The following is an 18,014-nucleotide window of genomic DNA, read 5'->3' on the forward strand; positions in this document are numbered from 1 at the left end:
AAGCACCCGCTCTGTTTTTGATGAGGTCATCAACGACCGAAGGGTCAGCGAGGGTTGATGTGTCGCCGAGTGAGCCTGTGTCGTTTTCGGCGATTTTGCGCAGGATGCGGCGCATGATTTTGCCTGAACGGGTCTTGGGCAGGCCGGGGGCCCATTGGATCACATCAGGGGATGCGATTGGGCCGATCTCTGTACGGACCCAAGTGCGCAGCTCTTTGTGCAGCTCTTCGCTGGGCTCTTCGCCGTTCATCAGCGTCACGTAGCAATAGATGCCCTGACCCTTGATGTCGTGCGGATAGCCAACCACGGCGGCCTCGGCCACTTTGGCGTGGGCGACCAGCGCAGATTCAACTTCGGCCGTGCCCATGCGGTGACCAGAGACGTTGATCACATCATCAACGCGGCCGGTGATCCAGTAATCGCCGTCCTCGTCGCGCTTGGCACCGTCGCCGGTGAAGTAATAGCCCTTGTAGTCAGAGAAATACGTCTGCTGGAAGCGCTCATGATCGCCCCAGATCGTGCGCATCTGACCGGGCCAGCTGTCTTTCATGCACAGCACGCCCTCGGCAGGGTTGCCTTTGATCTCTTCGCCCGACTGCGGGTCAAGGATCACAGGTTCCACACCAAAGAATGGCTTCATCGCAGAACCCGGTTTCAGCGCATGCGCACCGGGGAGGGGGGTCATCAAATGCCCACCTGTTTCTGTCTGCCACCATGTATCGACGATTGGGCATCGGCCCTGACCAATGACGTCGTTATACCAATTCCATGCTTCCGGGTTGATCGGCTCCCCAACTGTTCCAAGGATTCGCAAGGAAGATAGATCGCATTTGGTTACGTAATCGTTACCCTGAGCCATCAAAGCGCGGATTGCTGTCGGCGCAGTGTAGAACTGGTTAACAGAATGTTTCTCGCAGACCTGCCAGAAGCGGGAGGCGTCCGGATATGTCGGCACGCCTTCGAACATAATTGTCGTCGCGCCGTTCGCTAAAGGCCCGTAAACAATATAAGAATGCCCTGTGACCCAGCCTACATCGGCGGTGCACCAGAAAATATCATTCTCTTTGTAATCAAAAACAATCTCGTGGGTCATGGAGGCGTAAACCAAATATCCACCAGTTGTGTGCACAACACCCTTGGGCTGACCGGTCGAGCCTGATGTGTAGAGAATGAAAAGGGGATCCTCAGCAGACATTTCCGCAGGCGCGCAGACGTCTGATGCTTCTAGAGCCATCTCATTATAGTCATAGTCACGTCCGTCGATCCAAGTGGTCTGACCACCTGTGCGCTTGACCACGAGGCATTTGACCTTGTCACTGCAGTGCAGGAGCGCCGCATCGGCATTGCTCTTGAGCGGGGTGTTACGTCCGCCGCGTGGAGCTTCGTCAGCAGTGATCACAACCTTGGCTTCCGAGCCATTGATCCGCGCTGCGAGGGCATCAGGAGAGAAGCCAGCAAAAACAATAGAGTGAATCGCGCCGATACGCGCACAAGCGAGCATCGCATAGGCCGCTTCAGGGATCATCGGGAGATAAAGAACAACGCGGTCGCCTTTGCGCACGCCCATCTCTTCGAGAATGTTGGCCATGCGATTTACGGCGAGGGACAGCTCTTTGTAGCTGATGTGCTTTGCGCCTTCATCGGGGTTGTCAGGCTCAAAAATAATCGCCGTCTTGTCGCCGCGCGTCTCGAGGTGGCGGTCAATACAGTTGGCGGCAACATTCAGCGTGCCATCGGCGAACCAGTTGATGTCAACTTGGCCATGCGTGTAATCGACGTCCTTCACCGATGTGAACGGTTTGATCCAATCAACCCGCTTACCTTGCTCCGCCCAAAACGCGTCAGGATCAGATACCGACGCGGCATACATCGCATCATACTTCGCCAAATCAACATGCGCTGAACCGGATAACGCAGATGAGGGGGGGTAGGTTTTCGCGTTTGATGTCGTGGAATTGTCGGTCATGTTCTTCTCCCTAGATCAATCTTGAAACGCACAATCCAAATCGAGCGGCAGTTGCGGCACTAGATTGTACGTTGGTCTCCTCAACACGCTTTATAGATGTGCTGCGAAAACTCTCAAATATGGTCGGGAGGTCAAATGGTAATGTTGTAAATGAATTTTGTTTTGCTGGTGATTTTTGTAAATGGTTCCATCTGTGCGCGATTTTCACCTTAAAAACAGAAAGGATTGGCGGAAGTGGGGAAATTGGTAAATTTTATTTCCGTCAATGTTTCCGTTAACAGGGGCAAATTTCGTTTTGTTGGGTGTGCGGCAAATTGGTGCGGCATACCGTTGCATACTGTTTTGCGCGAGCAAACAATGAGTCGGCATTGGGCGTGTTTTTCGCACCTAAACTCTTTGCTGTTGCGTTTGAAATGGGGAAAAACCCATTGCGTACGTCAGATGTGTGAGTAAGGTTCACACGATAAAAAGGGAGAACATAATGAAACATTTAAGTGCAAAGCTCGTCGGAGCCGCATTCATCGCCAGCCTCGCAGCGGAAGCATCCGCGACGGAGTGGAACGTCTCTGTTTGGGGTAAGCGTCGCGCCTTTACTGAACATGTTGAAAAACTTGCAGAACTGGTCTCGGCCAAAACGGGTGGCGAATTTACTCTGAACGTCTCTTACGGTGGTCTGAGCAAGAACCGGGAAAATCTTGACGGTATTTCCATTGGCGCATTCGAAATGGCGCAGTTTTGCGCTGGGTATCACCGTGACAAAAACCGTGTGATTACGGTATTGGAGTTGCCATTCCTTGGCGTTGAAAACCTTGAGCAAGAAGTGGCGGTTTCTAAGGCTGTATATGCCCACCCTGCCGCGACTGAAGAAATGGCGCAGTGGAATGCAAAGCTGCTGATGACATCACCTATGCCGCAGTACAATCTTGTAGGCACAGGGGACGCTCGTAAAACGCTGGCCGACTTTGAAGGTATGCGCGTTCGCGCGACTGGCGGTTTGGGCAAGGCGTTTGAAGCTGTTGGCGCGGTTCCGACTTCTGTGACGGCGACGGAAGCCTATCAGGCAATGGAAGGCGGCGTTGTTGACACGGTCGCATTCGCGCAGCACGCTCATCTTAGCTTTGGCACGATTAACCAAGCTGAATGGTGGACTGCGAACCTCAACCCGGGCACGGTGAATTGCCCAGTGGTTGTAAATATCGATGCCTATGAAAGCCTAAGCGATGATCATCGAGCAGCGCTCGATAGCTCGGTTCAGGAATCGCTTGATCATTACCTCGCGAACTATGGCGCGCTGCTAGAGCGCTGGGATTCTGTCCTAGAAGAGAAAAACGTCGCAAAGGTCGAGATTTCTGACGATGTCATTGCTGAGTTTCGGGCAAAGGCGGCTGATCCGATCCGCGATGCTTGGATCAAAGACATGGAAGCGCAAGGCCTGCCGGGCCAAGAGCTATATGATCTTGTTGTGAAGACACTCGCAGACGCGAAGATGTAATCCAAACCAAAGGTGCGTCGGAAACGACGCACCCTACATTTGAAACGCGCAAGTCGGGTGCGTGCTTTGCGCGCGCTCTTCTTGTGACAGCACACGGGGATTGCCCATGGCCGGTTCTGCAGCGGTACTCGAAGACTCCAGCTTACTGAGCAGATTAGATAGAATGTTGCTCCCGTTGGAGAGATTTTGCGCGTTGTTAAGCGGTCTTGCTATTTTCTCGCTAATGTTTCTCGCTGTCTATTCCGTCACAGGGCGCCGATTTTTCGCATCCCCCATGATGGGCTACGTTGATTACATCGAAGCCGCGATGCCGATAATTGCGATCATGGGTGTGTCATATGTTCAGCGCGATGGCACTCATATCCGTATGGACATGCTGGTTTCCAAGCTGAATGGGCGCGTTCTTTGGCTATTCGAGTTGATCTCTGTGCTGATGATCTTGCTGCTTATCGTTGCTTTGACGTGGGGGGCTTGGGAGCATTTTGACCGCTCGTTTGATTGCGCGCGGCCCCTGTGCAGCCGTGATAGCTCAATCGATGTGGGCATACCGATTTGGCCCTCAAAGCTCGTTGTGCCGATTGCTTTTTCCGTTTTGGCCGCGCGACTGATCTTGCAGGCGATCGGATATGGCCGCGCCCTTGTTTATGGCTTGGAAAACCCCGTTGCGGTGCCATTGACGCTTAGCGTCGCCGAGCAAGCGGCAATCGAGGCGAGCGCTTTGGAAGGGGCTGACTAATGGAACCTATTACAATCGGTTTGTGGGTCAGCGGTGGTATGCTGGTCTTTGTTTTGCTGGGAATGCGCGTTGCCTTCGCTGCGGGTCTTGCAGGATTTGTCGGGTTGGTTTGGCTGCGTTGGAACGGTTTTGACTACGATCCTGATCGCTTTTGGAAGGCTGTTGAAATCAGCGTTAAAATTGCAGGCTTAACCCCGCATTCGAAAGTAAGCGCACAGGTTCTCAGCCTGATCCCTGTTTTCATTTTGATTGGCTATCTCGCCTATCATGCCAAGCTCACTGTCGCTCTCTTTGAAGCGGCCAAACGCTGGATCGCTTGGGTTCCGGGCGGACTTGCGGTTGCTACGGTTTTCGCAACTGCAGGGTTCGCGGCGGTGTCCGGTGCATCAGTGGCTACGGCCGCTGTGTTTGCGCGTATTGCGATTCCGGAAATGCTAAAAGTCGGCTACAACAAGGCCTTTGCGGCAGGTGTTGTCGCTGCGGGTGGCACGCTTGCTTCCCTTATTCCGCCGTCTGCAATCCTTGTGATCTATGCGATTATTGTTGAACAGGACGTTGGAAAACTACTCCTCGCTGGGTTTATACCCGGTGCGTTTTCGGCAATAATCTATGCGCTTTTGATCATTGGGCTTGCGGTAGGGTTTAAAAACATTGGCCCTCCCGTGGGGGGCTTTACGTGGCGCGAAAGATTTGAATCGCTCCCGCCCGCTTTGCCCATCGTTGCGGTTGTCGTGATCATCATCTTCTTTGTTTACAACCCCTTCGGCGATGCGTGGGGTACGGCGACAGAAGGTGGTGCGATCGGTGCATTTATCATTTTCTGCATGGCACTGTATCGCGGCATGCGCTGGCCAAAGCTAAAAGAGGCGCTGCTGGAAACGGCCAAACTCACCGTGATGATTTTCACCATCATCTGGGGTGTTTTGATCTACGTGCGTTTCTTGGGCTTTGCGAAACTGCCTGATGCGTTTTCAGACTGGATCACCAGCCTGGATATGGCTCCGTTAACCATCTTGATCTGTATCCTTTTGGCCTATGCGGTTTTGGGCATGTTCATGGATGCGATTGGCATGCTGCTTTTGACGTTACCCGTCGTTTACCCTGCGGTCATGGCTTTGAATGGCGGGGAAATGGTAAGCGCGGCAGATAGCGCGTTTGGCATGTCGGGGCCGATGTGCGCTATTTGGTTCGGCATTCTTGTGGTGAAAATGGCAGAGTTCTGTTTGATCACACCGCCAATCGGGCTCAACTGTTTTGTCGTTGCAGGCGTGCGCGATGATTTGACGGTTCAGGACGTTTTCAAAGGCGTGACCCCGTTTTTCATCGCCGATGGCGTGACAATTGCGTTGCTGGTGGCATTCCCCGGCATTGTGCTTTGGCTGCCATCGCTTGCATAGGTGCGTGATACCACGCACCTTACTTTCCAGAAAAATGTGGACGACCCAATGAGTTACATTCTTGCGATTGACCAAGGCACGACATCAACCCGCGCAATTCTATTTGATGCTGAAATGACGCCTGTCGCGTCTGCGCAGGAAGAGTTTGAGCAGATCTTTCCGAAGAGTGGTTGGGTGGAGCATAATGCCGACGATTTGTGGGCGACGACCGCATCGACCTGTCGCGGGGCAATTGAAAAAGCCAGATTGCAAGCCGATCAAATCGCCGCCATTGGCATAACCAATCAGAGGGAGACCACTGTTCTCTGGGATCGCAAGACGGGCAAGGCGCTGCACAACGCAATTGTTTGGCAGGACCGTCGTACATCCGAGCTATGCCAGTCGTTGAAACGTGCTGGGCACGAGGAAACGGTCACTCGAAAAACGGGCCTTCTGCTTGATCCTTATTTCAGCGCGACCAAGCTTAAGTGGCTTTTGGATAATGTGGAGGGAGCACGCGGGCGCGCCGAAGCTGGGGAACTTGCATTTGGAACAGTCGATAGTTGGCTGATTTGGAACCTCACGGCCGGCAAAGAGCATGTTACTGATGCTACAAATGCTGCGCGCACAATGCTCTATGATATTCGCGAGGGGCGCTGGTCAAAGACCATGTGCGATATGCTCGATATCCCGATGAGCTTGCTTCCCGAAGTCAAAGACTGCGCTGCTGACTTTGGCCTAAGCCGTGCTGATTTGTTTGGTCGCGAAATTCCTATCCTTGGCGTCGCAGGGGATCAGCAAGCGGCGACAGTGGGGCAGGCGTGTTTTAAACCGGGTATGTTGAAATCGACATACGGCACCGGATGTTTTGCCTTGCTCAACACCGGTGAAACGCCTGTGAATTCGAAGAAGAGGCTTTTGACAACAATCGCTTACCAACTTGATGGGAAGCGAACCTATGCCTTGGAGGGGTCGATTTTTGTAGCAGGCGCAGTGGTGCAGTGGCTACGCGATGGGTTAAAAATTATTCGGGACGCGAAAGAGACCCAGCCGCTCGCGGATAATGCCGATGCTGGCCAGGATGTTGTGTTGGTGCCTGCATTTACAGGTCTCGGCGCGCCATATTGGAATGCGGACTGCAGGGGGGCGATCTATGGGCTAACGCGCAGCTCTGGCCCCGAAGAGCTGGCAAAAGCAGCGCTTGAAAGTGTTGGCTTTCAGACGCGTGATTTGCTTGAAGCTATGCATGCAGATTGGCCAGATGCCCAAGAGACGGCTTTGCGTGTGGACGGGGGAATGTCAGCGTCTGATTGGGCGATGCAATTTTTGTCTGACATCTTAGGGGCTCCTGTTGATAGGCCAGAGGTGCTGGAAACCACTGCGCTTGGCGCGGCTTGGCTCGCGGGGCAACGCGCTGGCCTTTACCCAACGATGGCGGAGTTCGCCGGTACGTGGGCTTTAGAACGCAGATTTGAGACGAAAATGGAGGCGAGCGAGCGCGACGCGCGGTATGCGCGCTGGAAACGCGCGGTTGACGCAACTCTTGCTGTTTAATCTGATGCGAAATTGCTAAAGAGCGAAAAACCTTGGGGAGATCGCGGTGCACCAATATCATCAAGCCTTGAAAGACGTGTTAAAATACGGCGCGCATGCGACGGATCGCACAGGGACGGGAACAATCTCGCACTTTGGTTTGCAATGCCGCTATCACATGGCTGATGGCTTTCCATTGGTGACCACCAAAAAACTGCACTTAAAGTCGATCATACACGAGCTGCTTTGGTTCCTCGCAGGCGATACCAACATCAAATACCTGAAAGACAACGGTGTTTCGATCTGGGATGAATGGGCGGATGAGAACGGTGATTTAGGGCCGGTCTATGGGCAGCAATGGCGACGGTTTCCCAAGCTGGAGAAAACCGATGAGATGAAAGATGGGGAACCGCTGTTCAAAGCGGGCAGCGTTGATCAAATTGTTGATCTCGTTGACGCGATTAAGAACACCCCAGATAGCCGCCGCTTGATCGTTTCGGCGTGGAACCCTGCAGAGGTTCCCGACATGGCGCTTCCGCCATGCCATACGCTTTGGCAGGTGCGGATTAATGACGGCAAGCTTCATTTGCAGCTATATCAACGCTCTGCGGATATGTTTTTGGGCGTTCCTTTTAACATCGCGTCTTATGCGCTTTTGTTACATATGCTTGCGCATGTGACTGGCTACGAAGCAGGCGATTTCATCCACGCGATCGGTGATGCGCATATTTATTCCAACCATATGGAACAGGTCGAAACCCAGCTTGCGAGAACGCCAAAGGCGCTGCCCCAACTTCGGATCAAACGGCAGGTTAGCTCGATCTTTGACTTTACCTACGATGACTTCGAGATCATTGGCTATGACCCCGATCCCGGCATTCGCGCGCCAGTGGCGGTGTAACAATGATTTCTTTGATCGTTGGCCGCGACAGGAATGGAGCTATTGGCAAGGGAAATGATATTCCATGGCACGCCCCAGAAGATATGCAATTCTTCAAGCGCGAAACGCTTGGCGGTGCAATTGTCATGGGGCGTAAGACTTGGGACAGCCTGCCATTTAAGCCGCTTAAGAACAGGATGAATATTGTCGTCACGTCGCAAGGGTGCGATGCGGAATTTACGACCAGCTCGGTGTCCGAGGCGATTGAGCTTGCCTATGAACATGGCTACCGACGGGTCTATGGTATCGGCGGGGCGGGGATATATCGGGAAATGATCGCGTTTGCAGAACGTATGTTGATTACCGAAGTGGATTTGGAAGTTGATGGAGCGGATACGTTTTTTCCGACCTTTGACGCGCGCAACTGGCGCGTTCTTGGTGAAACTTCGTTGCGTGAAAGCGAACCCAAATGCCGCGCGGTTGAGTACCTAAGACGCTAAATCAGCGCAAACCAGGTGCCGTTTCGTGCAAATGAATCACAGTTAGGATCGCTTTGCCCCCTAAACCCTTCGAAAAAACTTGCTCAAATTGACTTAATTCCGCCCCATGTTAGGTTTATGCCATAATAAAAATACGATCTTGCGCAGTTTTAAAAAGGGCAGCCCCATGTTAACCAAAGTTTTCGCATTCGCCGTCGCAGCGACAATCGCTTCCACTTCTCAGGCTTTGGCTTGGGGAGATATGTATATGGGTAAGAGCACGTCGTCCGGGCAGGCTCAAATTCTAGCATATGGTGGCCCAAACCACTGCCCAGCTGGTTTGCAGCCAGTTGTGCTGAATGGGGTTATTTGCTGTGGCACACCAAATGGCAGCATGAGCTATCAACAAATGATGGCCCATCCAATGCCACGCAAAGCGGCACGTTCGCATACGCATCGCAAAACGCATACGCACATGAAGCGTCACACACATACAACGCGTCATTCGCACTAAGCCAAGGGCTTATCCCGTATTGAGAAAAGCCCGGTCACACGACTGGGCTTTTCGCATGTTTGGCTACAGAAGCGTTAGGTTTGCCGCCATGTCACGGCCGTCGCGACCTGCTTCTAGCTCGAACGAAACTTTTTGATTATCCGCCAGCCCTGTCAGGCCTGAGCGTTCGACGGCTGAGATGTGAACAAATACGTCCTTGCCGCCGCCTTCAGGTTCAATAAAGCCAAAGCCTTTGGTTGTGTTAAACCACTTCACAGTGCCGTTTGGCATCGCTGCGCACTCCTTAATTGATCGTCGTGTTTAAAACAGGTCAGCATATTTGAAGAAATATCAAGAGAAAGTGTTGCTCTTTGCGTTGACTTTTTCGCTAGGTTCACGCGATTTTGCGGGGAAATGAGGGGATTTGCTGTGAAACTATACGGCCTAAAGAACTGTGATACGTGCCGTAAGGCAATGAAGGCACTTGATAATGTAGAATTCGTTGATGTCCGCGGCGACGGTGTGCCGCTTGATGTTTTGCAAAGTGCGCAGGAAAAATTTGGCGCTGCATTGTTGAACACGCGCTCGACGACGTGGCGCAATTTAGACGAAGACGCGCGCAAGGGCGATCCGCTTGCTTTGTTGCAAGAGCATCCAACCTTGATGAAGCGCCCGCTTATCGACGATGGGGGGACGCTTCATCTGGGGTGGAGCAAAGACGTTCAGGCGGCTTTAGCTCTCTGACTTGCTCAGAAAGCGATCCAGCGATAGCCAGCCTGCACCTTTGAAGACCAATACAGTCAGCGCGAGTACCCAGAACATTCGTTGATCTAGAATTACGCCATCAGGGATGCGATCGAACCATGCTCCAAGAACCGCAGGATCATCCCATGCGCCGTGGCCGATAAGATCCGTAAGGCTTTGCACTACGACAAAGCCGATCATGCCAAGGGCCGCGATGCGGGTGAACAGGCCGATAATGATCAATGCGGGAAGGATAAATTCCGCGACTGTTCCACCTGTGACCACCGCCCAATGAAAGAGGCCAAGTTGGCTTGTGTCATAGCCCGCGGCTTCCATCGCGCGGGGGAAAATCTGTGCATACGCGCCGAGCGACGGTTGAAATATTCCCAAAACTCCATCGCCTAGCTTTGTGAGGCCCGAATTGAAGAAGTAGAGCGCAAGGGACGCAGCAAAAGCGAAGCGCGCGAAAAACGCAAGCATCGCATCGCCACTTCCTATGGGCGCAAAGAGGCGGTCTTGAAGGGCGATTAAACTGCGCATTTGTGTATTCCTTATTCTCTTGTGCTGTTCAGGGGGTTGCGCTCAACGCTGTAAGCGCGTTGGTTTGTATCAAAAGGCCCAAAAGGGCTGAAAAATCAAACCCGGGGTGTGTGTTCTCTAACGTGTCCAGTGCGTCACCGAGTTTGGTTTCTTTCGCCAAAGCTTCGATAAGGTCCGCGCTACCCGCTGGCAGCAGATGCATCTCGGGATCAAACTCGGCGCGCGTCAATAGAACATCTTGAGCGCCCGCTGTCGGTTTGGCCGCGCCGTCGGTCATATTGAAATGCCAGATATCAAGGATCGGCCAATCGGAGCGGACAACCCTTAGGGCAGGGGCAAAGCTAAGCGTCGCACTTGCCAAGACCTCTGGAGGTAACGTTCCAAAAACTGACGGATCAATTGGGCGTGCATCGGCCGCATGGTAAGAGTGACGCCTCGCAAGTTCTAACCGCGCTACATCAGGTAAATAGCCAAGATGCGACAATGGTTCGAATGTTTCGAGGAAAGACGGGAACTCGATGCCGTAGAGCATCATGCGCGGGTCTTTTGGTGGGTGCTTGCGCACAAACAGTCCGGCAAGAGACGCGAAATTCTGCGTACCAATGAGCTTTTCGATAACTGGGAAACTCTCTGACATCGCTTCTTTGAGGCTCATGATGACGTTGTTGCGATACACGTCAAATCGTTTGCCCGCAGGTTGGCTCTGCCCATCCGTAAGGCTGATTGGCACTACAATCTGCGGATCGAAGAGGGCCGCGCGAAAATCACTTTGACTGGTCATCATGCGCTTATCGCCACTGACGCGTTGAGCGCTTGTGCACCGCGTTTGGCCTCGGTCGCCAACTCTGGCCATTCGGGCACATCTGTGTCCCACTCGATCAACAAAGGACGCGGGCCGGAGCGTTGCAACGTATAATCAAGCAATGCCCAAACCGGCTCTGCGACTTCTTTGCCGTGACTATCTATAAGCAAGGGGGCACCATGATCATCGGTATCTTCGTCATGTCCGCCCATGTGAATTTCACCAACCAGATCAAGAGCAAAGTCGTCAATATAGGCGCGAGCATCCATCTTTAGGTTGGTGGCAGAAACAAACACGTTGTTAACGTCCAAAAGCAGGCCGCAACCTGTGCGCTGCGCGACTTCGCGCAAAAACTCTGTCTCAGATAGGGTGCTTTCGGCGAACGCGAGATAGCTTGAAGGGTTTTCCAACAGCATTTTGCGGCCCAAGACGTCTTGGAGCTGATCAATATGATCGGCAACGGTGTTGAGCGTTTTTGGAGTGTAGGGCAGCGGGAGCAAGTCGTTCAGAAATGCGCTTTCATGGCTGGACCACGCAAGATGCTCTGAAAAACTTGCAGGATTGAGCCAATCGCAAAGTGTTTTCAGACGTGCGAGATGATCGCTATCTAATGGGCCTTCGCCACCGATGCTGAGGCCGACACCATGCACAGAAATCGGAAACCGTTCCGCCAAATGTTTGAGCTGCGCAAGCGGGCGACCGCCTTGGCCCATATAGTTTTCGGCGTGAATTTCGAGCCATTCAACAGGGACAGGGTTTTCGATGATGTCAGAGAAGTGCTGAGGCTTGTAGCCAACACCAGCTGCGTTGGGCAAATGAGCGTGAGGCGTAGCATCTAACATCAGACTTATCCTTTAGAAAAATGAGGTGCGTGAAACCACGCACCTCACGTTGATTTCGCTTATGCTGGCAGGTCGCGCTCAAGCGCTTCCAAAGAACCCATACGTCCGTCTGGCAGTTCCATGGATGCGCAAGTGCCTTCGTCAACCAGTGTCCAAGCGTTGCCTTGGTAGTCAACTGTTGATGTGCCTGCGCATGTCGTGCCTGCGCCTGCTGCACAGTCGTTTTTGCCTGCGAGGGATACGCCGTAGCATTTTTCTTTACCTGCTGCGGATGCTTCGGTCACGGAGTGCGCTGTGAAAGAAGCGGCAACTGCACCAACAACGGCAAGAGTTTTAAGAGCGTTGGACATGATATTTTCCTTTGTTTGTCTTCGGTTAGGTCTTGGGTAGTGCGCCGTCACTGGCGACTGAAGACAGATTACGCTCTGGCGTTCGGATTTATCCATTCACGCATCCGTGTGTCACGGATGCGTTAACTGTTGCGAGAGATGCGTGAGGCTTGCGGTCACGGAAAACCGTTACAAAACAGGAAAGGCCCGCCATTTCGGGCGGGCCTTGTTGCAATCCGTTCACGCATTTTGCGCGAAGTGTTACAGTTTATCTGGCGGTGTTGCCTCAAGACCAAGTGCGGATATTACAGAATCCAGCGCTTCTACCTTGGTTTGTTTCTCACCAAGTCGACGGATCGTCACGGTACGTTCTTCGACTTCACGTGCGCCAACAGCCAGAATCACAGGTACTTTGCCAACGGAATGCTCGCGAACCTTGTAGTTGATCTTTTCGTTGCGAATATCGGCCTCGGCGCGCACACCAGCCGCGTTCAGCGCTTCGACAACTTCATAAACGTAATCGTCCGCGTCAGAGATAATCGACGCGACAACCACTTGGCGCGGAGCAAGCCAGAACGGAAGCTTACCAGCATGGCTTTCGATAAGAATGCCGATAAAGCGCTCAAAGGAGCCAAGTGTCGCGCGGTGCAGCATAACAGGACGGTGCTTGTCACCGTCCGCGCCGATATAGCTCGCATCAAGACGCTCAGGCAGAACGAAGTCCACCTGATGGGTTCCACATTGCCAATCGCGACCAATCGCATCCGTCAGAACAAATTCAAGCTTCGGCCCATAAAACGCGCCTTCACCGGGATTTAGTTCAGGCTCGATACCCGCAGCGCGCGTTGCTTTCAGCAAAGCGTCTTCAGCTTTGTCCCAAACTTCGTCCGAACCTGCACGCTTTTCGGGGCGATCTGAAAACTTCACACGGAATTCTTCAAACCCGAGATCTTTATAAACTGACGACAGAAAGTCGATATAAACAGCGGTTTCGCTTTCGATCTGATCTTCGCGGCAGAAGATATGCCCATCATCTTGCGTAAAACCACGCACACGCATGATGCCATGTAGCGCGCCCGAAGGCTCATAGCGATTACAGGACCCGAATTCGGCCATGCGCAACGGCAGGTCGCGATAGGACTTCAAACCCTGATTAAAGATTTGAACGTGGCACGGGCAGTTCATCGGCTTGAGAGCGTTCACCGCTTTTTCGCGGGCATGATCCTCGTCAACTTCGACGATGAACATGTTCTCCTGATATTTTTCCCAGTGACCAGAGGCCTCCCAAAGTTTGCGATCCACAACTTGTGGCGTGTTCACCTCGACATATCCGCCTGCATATTGCTTGCGGCGCATGTAGTCTTGCAACTCTGTGTAAATACGCCAGCCGTTCGGGTGCCAGAAGATCTGACCGGGCGCTTCTTCTTGCATATGGAACAAATCCATTTCGCGGCCCAGCTTGCGGTGATCCCGCTTGGCGGCTTCCTCAAGCATAATCATATGCTTTTTCAGCTGCTCTTTGTTGAGGAAAGCACAGCCATAAATCCGTTGAAGCATTTCGCGATCTGAATCGCCACGCCAATATGCGCCTGCAACGCTCATGAGTTTAAAGCTGTCGCCCGGAACCTGACCTGTGTGCTGCAAATGCGGACCACGGCACAAATCTTGCCACTCGCCATGCCAATACATGCGCAAAGGTTCGTCGCCAGGGATGGCGTCGATCAGCTCGACTTTATAAGGCTCGCCGTTGTCTTCATAATGCTTCACCGCACGCGCGCGATCCCAAACCTCGGTGCGCACTGCGTCACGGGAATTGATGATCGCTTTCATTTTCTTCTCGATCGCGCCAAGATCTTCGGGTGTAAATGGCTCCTTTCGATCAAAGTCATAGTACCAACCGTCTTTGATAACCGGGCCGATGGTGACTTTGACGTCGGGCCAGATTTCCTGCACCGCGCGCGCCATGATGTGTGCAAGATCGTGCCGTACCAGTTCTAACGCCGGCTCTTCGTCTTTCATCGTGTTGATTGCTATGGCGGCGTCGGATTCGATAGGCCACTGCAAATCCCAATGCGCGCCGTTCAACGTCGCAGAGATCGCTTTTTTGCCAAGAGATTTTGAAATGTCGGACGCGACTTCGCCGGCAGTGATACCTGCAGCGTATTCGCGTTTGTTGCCATCGGGGAAAGTTAAAGAGACGTTTGCCATGTCGGCACTCCTCGTCAGTTTGGCACCTACAAAAGCGCCCGGTTGCGGGTTATGGTTACTGGGGTAAATGGCGTTGCAACATCGCACTGTCAAGCTGTGCATTTTCGCCCTTTGCCTTAGTGCCGTGCTTGTGCATCAATGTGGCCAGACAATTGCGGAGACCCCTATGAGCGGACCAGATTTCATTAAGACGCCGAAAGGGCGAAAAATCGCATATCACAAGACCGAAGGGATAGGCCCATGCGTTGTTTTTCTTGGCGGATTAAAGTCCGACATGGAGGGCACCAAAGCTATTCACCTTGAAGACTGGGCAATCGCTAACGGCCGCTCCTTTCTGCGCTTTGATTATTCAGGGCACGGCAGCAGTTCTGGCGAGTTTACTGACGGCTGCATTGGCGATTGGGCCGAGGACACCGCAGCGATTTTGGCCGAAGTGATCGAGGGCTCATTATTGTTGGTAGGCTCGTCCATGGGCGGATGGCAGTCGCTTTTGGCCGCTAAGCGCATGCCCGAGAGGATCATGGGGTTGGTAACGATTGCGGCCGCGCCAGACTTTACCGAGGACAGCATGTGGGCAAGTTTTGATGAAGCGCAGCGCGCGCAACTCGACGCTGAAGGACAAGTCGCGTTGCCGTCTGAATATGGCGAGCCCTACATCATCACCAAACGCATGATTGAGGATGGCCGCGAACAATTGGTCCTGCGCACGCCCCTTGAGTTGCCATTCCCGACACGCTTCTTGCAAGGCACAGCAGATGAGGATGTCGATATGTCCGTGGCGCTGCGTTTGCTTGAACATGCTAATGGTTCGGATCTGCGTTTAACGTTGGTCGATGGCGCGGATCACCGCTTTTCCGATAACGACTGCCTCGCCTTGATCGAGCAATCCGTCGAAGAGGTGTTGCGCGCGGGGGAGAGTTAGAATGAACCGCCTGATGAAATGGGTATTTCGAAGCCTCGCCGTTTTGACGCTCATTATTGCTGTCGTTGCTTTTGTCGGGCCGCGCGAACACGTCAATCTGAACGTTTCGTTCGATGAGACCACTATCGGCGACGATGTGGATGCGTATTTCACTCGGGCTGAGGCTCCTTTTGAGGACATCGTGAAAGGTGCCGAAAAACGGATTATTTGGGCCGCTGAAAAAGGCGCACGTGCTGCGGTTTCAGTGGTTTACATCCACGGATTCTCGGCCACTTCTGAAGAAATCAGGCCAGTTCCAGACAATCTTGCTCAGGCGCTGGGCGCAAACCTTGTGTTCACGCGTTTGGCCGGGCATGGCCGAAGCAGCGAGGCCATGGCGGGTCCAACTGCTGGCGACTGGATGCGTGATACGTTAGAGGCCATCGCCATCGGCCGCGCGATTGGTGATAAGGTTTTGCTCGTTTCTACCTCGACAGGTGGCACCTTGGTTGCTGCGGCCGCGTTCCGCGATGACGCGATGCGGGATGTTGCTGGCGTAATCTTCGTTTCGCCAAACTTCGCTATCAACTCTCCTGCCTCGGCTGTTTTGACATGGCCTGCCGTAAGGTGGTGGGGGCCGATTGTGGCAGGCGGTGAGCGTAGCTTCGCGTCAGTGAATGACGATCACAACAAATACTGGACCAGCACGTATCCCACAGTCGCACTTATGCCTATGGCCGCTTTGGTAAAGGCCGTCGATGCACTGGATTTCACTCAGATAAAAGTGCCCGCGCTCTTTATGATTTCGGATCAAGACAAAGTCGTGAGCCCAGAGAAAAACCGCGCTGTTGCGGAAGAGTGGGGCGGTGCAGCAGAGTTGATGGTCTTGGAGTTAAATGACGACGATGATCCGTATCGTCATGTGATTGCGGGTGATATTCTGTCGCCGGGTCAAACGCGGATAGCCTCGCAAGCTATGATTGACTGGGCGAATGGCGTCTTGGGGAGCGAGTAGTCAGCTTCTAAAACGCAAAGACGATCATTCAATTTCCCTAGGAAGGAGTGCGAAAATGCGCAAACCTGCTTCGATGTGGTCTCTTGAAACGCTAGGCCGCGTTCGCCTCTCGAAATACTTTTATATGCGTGAATTTCTATACTCCGAGATTGGCAACTTTCACCAAATTCCGAACATCCCCGAAAATCCCGATTTGGCGATTGAGCGCGGAACTGCCTTTTGCACAAACTTGCTGGATCCTTTGGAGGAAACATTTGGCCGTGTGGCGGTTCGCTCTGGATATCGCGCGCCAGATTTAAATGCCTTTGGCAATGAAAACGGGCTGAACTGCGCGCGCAATAGTTATCCCTTAGAGTGTCACATCTGGGACTTGCCCGATGTGGAGGTCGCTGGGGCTTCGATCGTCATTCCATGGTTCGCAGATCAGTATGAAAATGGTCGCGATTGGCGAGATTTGGCGTATTGGATTTACGATTTCCTTCCGTTCGCAGAGGCTTGGTTTTTCCCAAAGCTATGCGCATTTAACTTGTCATGGCGATCGGATGGCCCGCGTCGAATCGATAGCTATATCGCGCCCAAGGGTACCTTGGTGAAGGCCCATGGCGAACCGCAGGAAAGCCTTGAGAAACGCCAAGATCGCTACAAAGATTTTCCAATCTATCGCGGCTTGAAGATCTCGTAGTACGGTTACAAACGCTTTGCTCTAGCCATGTTAGGCAGCATAGTGCCGTGAGCTGCATATGATAGTCTGTTGCCCTTCAAAATAGGCTTGCAACTTCAATCTCTTAAGCGCTTAATCTGCAAACCTGATTGAGGCGCAGTTTCGGGCCGAAGCTGGGAATGCAGATTTGGAAAAGCGCGCCGTCTTGTTCGCGCTTAACTGAGGTCTTTTTGATGAACGAACCTGTTGTTTTTCTTCCGGGCATGATGTGTGATGCGCGGCTGTTTGGCCCTCAGATTGCCGAGCTTTCAGCCTTTCGCGCAGTGACCTGCGCCCCGATTTCGCAAGGCGAGCGCATTGAAGAAATCGCATCAGAACTTCTTGATATTTTGCCTGCGAAATTTGCACTGGCTGGTCTTTCTATGGGCGGGATTGTCGCTATGGAAATCCTGCGCCGCGCGCCAGAGCGAATTACTCGAATTGCGCTGATGGACACAAATCCGCTGCACGAAGTTCCTCAGGTTGCAGCGTCGCGCGAGTCTCAGATTATTGGTGCGCGTTCAGGACGTCTGGAAGATGTCATGCGTGATGAGATGAAGCCAAATTACCTTGCTCCGGGTCCGCAGCGCGTTGATGTGTTGAACCTTGTGATGGATATGGCAATGGCGTTGGGGCCAGAGGTGTTTGTGCGCCAGTCCCGCGCCTTGCAACGGCGGCGCGATCAGCAATCTACGTTGCGACGCTGCAAAGTGCCCGCGCTGGTCTTATGCGGCGAACATGACACGCTTTGCCCTGTCAAACGGCACAGTTTTATGGCTGAGTTGATCCCCTACGCTGAATTGCGCGTGATCTCGAATGCTGGGCACCTGCCAACTTTGGAGAACCCGGGCGCAACGACAGAAGCGATTTACGAATGGCTGGCGCAGCCCTACGTGCTGCAATGATGTGTTGAGCGAAAATTCGGCTGAATTGCTCAAGAAAAAAGCCGCGCTGCGTTCAATCAGCGCGACTTTTATA

Annotated in this window: 19 protein-coding genes; 12 read left to right on the top strand and 7 right to left on the bottom strand. The window is 53.0% G+C overall.

The window, feature by feature from the left end; genetic code table 11:
• The coding region (gene acs, locus ACRBCU_RS03625) for an acetate--CoA ligase (protein ID WP_431364005.1) at positions 1-1,966 on the bottom strand (1,966 nt) is incomplete at its 3' end.
• 481 nt (positions 1,967-2,447) lie between these two features.
• Between acs and ACRBCU_RS03630 the strand changes: the two genes are divergently transcribed.
• The 7 genes from ACRBCU_RS03630 to ACRBCU_RS03660 all read left to right on the top strand — a co-directional run bounded on the left by ACRBCU_RS03630 (position 2,448) and on the right by ACRBCU_RS03660 (position 8,976).
• On the top strand, positions 2,448-3,458 hold the full coding sequence (locus tag ACRBCU_RS03630; RefSeq protein WP_431364006.1) for a C4-dicarboxylate TRAP transporter substrate-binding protein: 1,011 nt from the start codon (positions 2,448-2,450) through the stop codon (positions 3,456-3,458).
• A 106-nt stretch (positions 3,459-3,564) separates the two neighbouring features.
• Complete coding sequence (locus tag ACRBCU_RS03635; protein ID WP_431364007.1) at positions 3,565-4,194, top strand: TRAP transporter small permease subunit; 630 nt, start codon at positions 3,565-3,567, stop codon at positions 4,192-4,194.
• Complete coding sequence (locus ACRBCU_RS03640) at positions 4,194-5,591, top strand: TRAP transporter large permease (protein ID WP_431364008.1); 1,398 nt, start codon at positions 4,194-4,196, stop codon at positions 5,589-5,591. Before ACRBCU_RS03635 ends, ACRBCU_RS03640 begins: the two co-directional genes overlap by 1 nt.
• A gap of 48 nt (positions 5,592-5,639) precedes the next feature.
• Positions 5,640-7,124 (top strand): glycerol kinase GlpK, encoded by a 1,485-nt coding sequence (glpK, locus tag ACRBCU_RS03645; protein WP_431364009.1) that lies wholly within the window; start codon positions 5,640-5,642, stop codon positions 7,122-7,124.
• 46 nt (positions 7,125-7,170) lie between these two features.
• Positions 7,171-8,004, top strand: coding sequence for a thymidylate synthase (locus ACRBCU_RS03650; RefSeq protein WP_431364010.1), 834 nt, complete (start codon positions 7,171-7,173; stop codon positions 8,002-8,004).
• A gap of 2 nt (positions 8,005-8,006) precedes the next feature.
• Positions 8,007-8,483 (top strand): dihydrofolate reductase, encoded by a 477-nt coding sequence (locus ACRBCU_RS03655; RefSeq protein WP_431364011.1) that lies wholly within the window; start codon positions 8,007-8,009, stop codon positions 8,481-8,483.
• A 166-nt stretch (positions 8,484-8,649) separates the two neighbouring features.
• Positions 8,650-8,976: a hypothetical protein gene (locus tag ACRBCU_RS03660; RefSeq protein WP_431364012.1), complete on the top strand. Its 327-nt coding sequence runs from the start codon at positions 8,650-8,652 to the stop codon at positions 8,974-8,976.
• A gap of 63 nt (positions 8,977-9,039) precedes the next feature.
• Here the strand turns inward: ACRBCU_RS03660 and ACRBCU_RS03665 are convergent, their stop codons facing one another.
• Positions 9,040-9,246: a cold-shock protein gene (locus ACRBCU_RS03665; protein ID WP_431364013.1), complete on the bottom strand. Its 207-nt coding sequence runs from the start codon at positions 9,244-9,246 to the stop codon at positions 9,040-9,042.
• Between the two features lie 138 nt (positions 9,247-9,384).
• Here ACRBCU_RS03665 and ACRBCU_RS03670 point away from each other — a divergent pair, with 138 nt between their 5' ends.
• Positions 9,385-9,699 carry an ArsC/Spx/MgsR family protein gene (locus ACRBCU_RS03670; RefSeq protein ID WP_431364014.1) on the top strand — a complete coding sequence of 105 codons (315 nt, stop codon included), beginning with the start codon at positions 9,385-9,387 and terminating at the stop codon, positions 9,697-9,699.
• Here the strand turns inward: ACRBCU_RS03670 and ACRBCU_RS03675 are convergent.
• From ACRBCU_RS03675 to thrS, 5 genes are all read right to left on the bottom strand, one after another.
• A complete protein-coding gene (locus ACRBCU_RS03675) occupies positions 9,688-10,239 on the bottom strand; it encodes a DoxX family protein (protein ID WP_431364015.1) in 552 nt (183 codons plus the stop codon). The genes ACRBCU_RS03670 and ACRBCU_RS03675 overlap by 12 nt on opposite strands.
• Positions 10,240-10,267: 28 nt before the next feature.
• Positions 10,268-11,023: an HvfC/BufC family peptide modification chaperone gene (locus tag ACRBCU_RS03680; RefSeq protein WP_431364016.1), complete on the bottom strand. Its 756-nt coding sequence runs from the start codon at positions 11,021-11,023 to the stop codon at positions 10,268-10,270.
• Positions 11,020-11,883, bottom strand: coding sequence for an MNIO family bufferin maturase (bufB, locus tag ACRBCU_RS03685; protein ID WP_431364017.1), 864 nt, complete (start codon positions 11,881-11,883; stop codon positions 11,020-11,022). The genes ACRBCU_RS03680 and bufB overlap by 4 nt, the downstream gene beginning before the upstream one ends.
• Positions 11,884-11,942: 59 nt before the next feature.
• Positions 11,943-12,233, bottom strand: a complete 291-nt coding sequence (locus ACRBCU_RS03690; protein ID WP_431364018.1) for a BufA1 family periplasmic bufferin-type metallophore — start codon at positions 12,231-12,233, stop codon at positions 11,943-11,945.
• Positions 12,234-12,473: 240 nt separating this feature from the next.
• Positions 12,474-14,420 carry a threonine--tRNA ligase gene (gene thrS / locus ACRBCU_RS03695; RefSeq protein WP_431364019.1) on the bottom strand — a complete coding sequence of 649 codons (1,947 nt, stop codon included), beginning with the start codon at positions 14,418-14,420 and terminating at the stop codon, positions 12,474-12,476.
• A gap of 166 nt (positions 14,421-14,586) precedes the next feature.
• Between thrS and ACRBCU_RS03700 the strand changes: the two genes are divergently transcribed.
• The 4 genes from ACRBCU_RS03700 (at position 14,587) to ACRBCU_RS03715 (ending at position 17,941) form a co-directional block, all read left to right on the top strand.
• On the top strand, positions 14,587-15,342 hold the full coding sequence (locus ACRBCU_RS03700) for an alpha/beta fold hydrolase (RefSeq protein ID WP_431364020.1): 756 nt from the start codon (positions 14,587-14,589) through the stop codon (positions 15,340-15,342).
• Position 15,343: 1 nt separating this feature from the next.
• The gene (locus tag ACRBCU_RS03705; protein WP_431364021.1) at positions 15,344-16,336 is read left to right on the top strand and encodes an alpha/beta hydrolase; all 993 of its coding nucleotides are present in this window, start codon (positions 15,344-15,346) and stop codon (positions 16,334-16,336) included.
• Positions 16,337-16,409: 73 nt separating this feature from the next.
• Positions 16,410-17,018 (top strand): hypothetical protein, encoded by a 609-nt coding sequence (locus tag ACRBCU_RS03710; RefSeq protein WP_431364208.1) that lies wholly within the window; start codon positions 16,410-16,412, stop codon positions 17,016-17,018.
• A 212-nt stretch (positions 17,019-17,230) separates the two neighbouring features.
• The gene (locus ACRBCU_RS03715) at positions 17,231-17,941 is read left to right on the top strand and encodes an alpha/beta fold hydrolase (protein WP_431364022.1); all 711 of its coding nucleotides are present in this window, start codon (positions 17,231-17,233) and stop codon (positions 17,939-17,941) included.
• Positions 17,942-18,014 lie beyond the last annotated feature (73 nt).

The sequence above is a fragment of the Planktotalea sp. genome (assembly GCF_050633725.1).
In the GTDB taxonomy this organism is placed as follows: Bacteria; Pseudomonadota; Alphaproteobacteria; order Rhodobacterales; family Rhodobacteraceae; genus Planktotalea.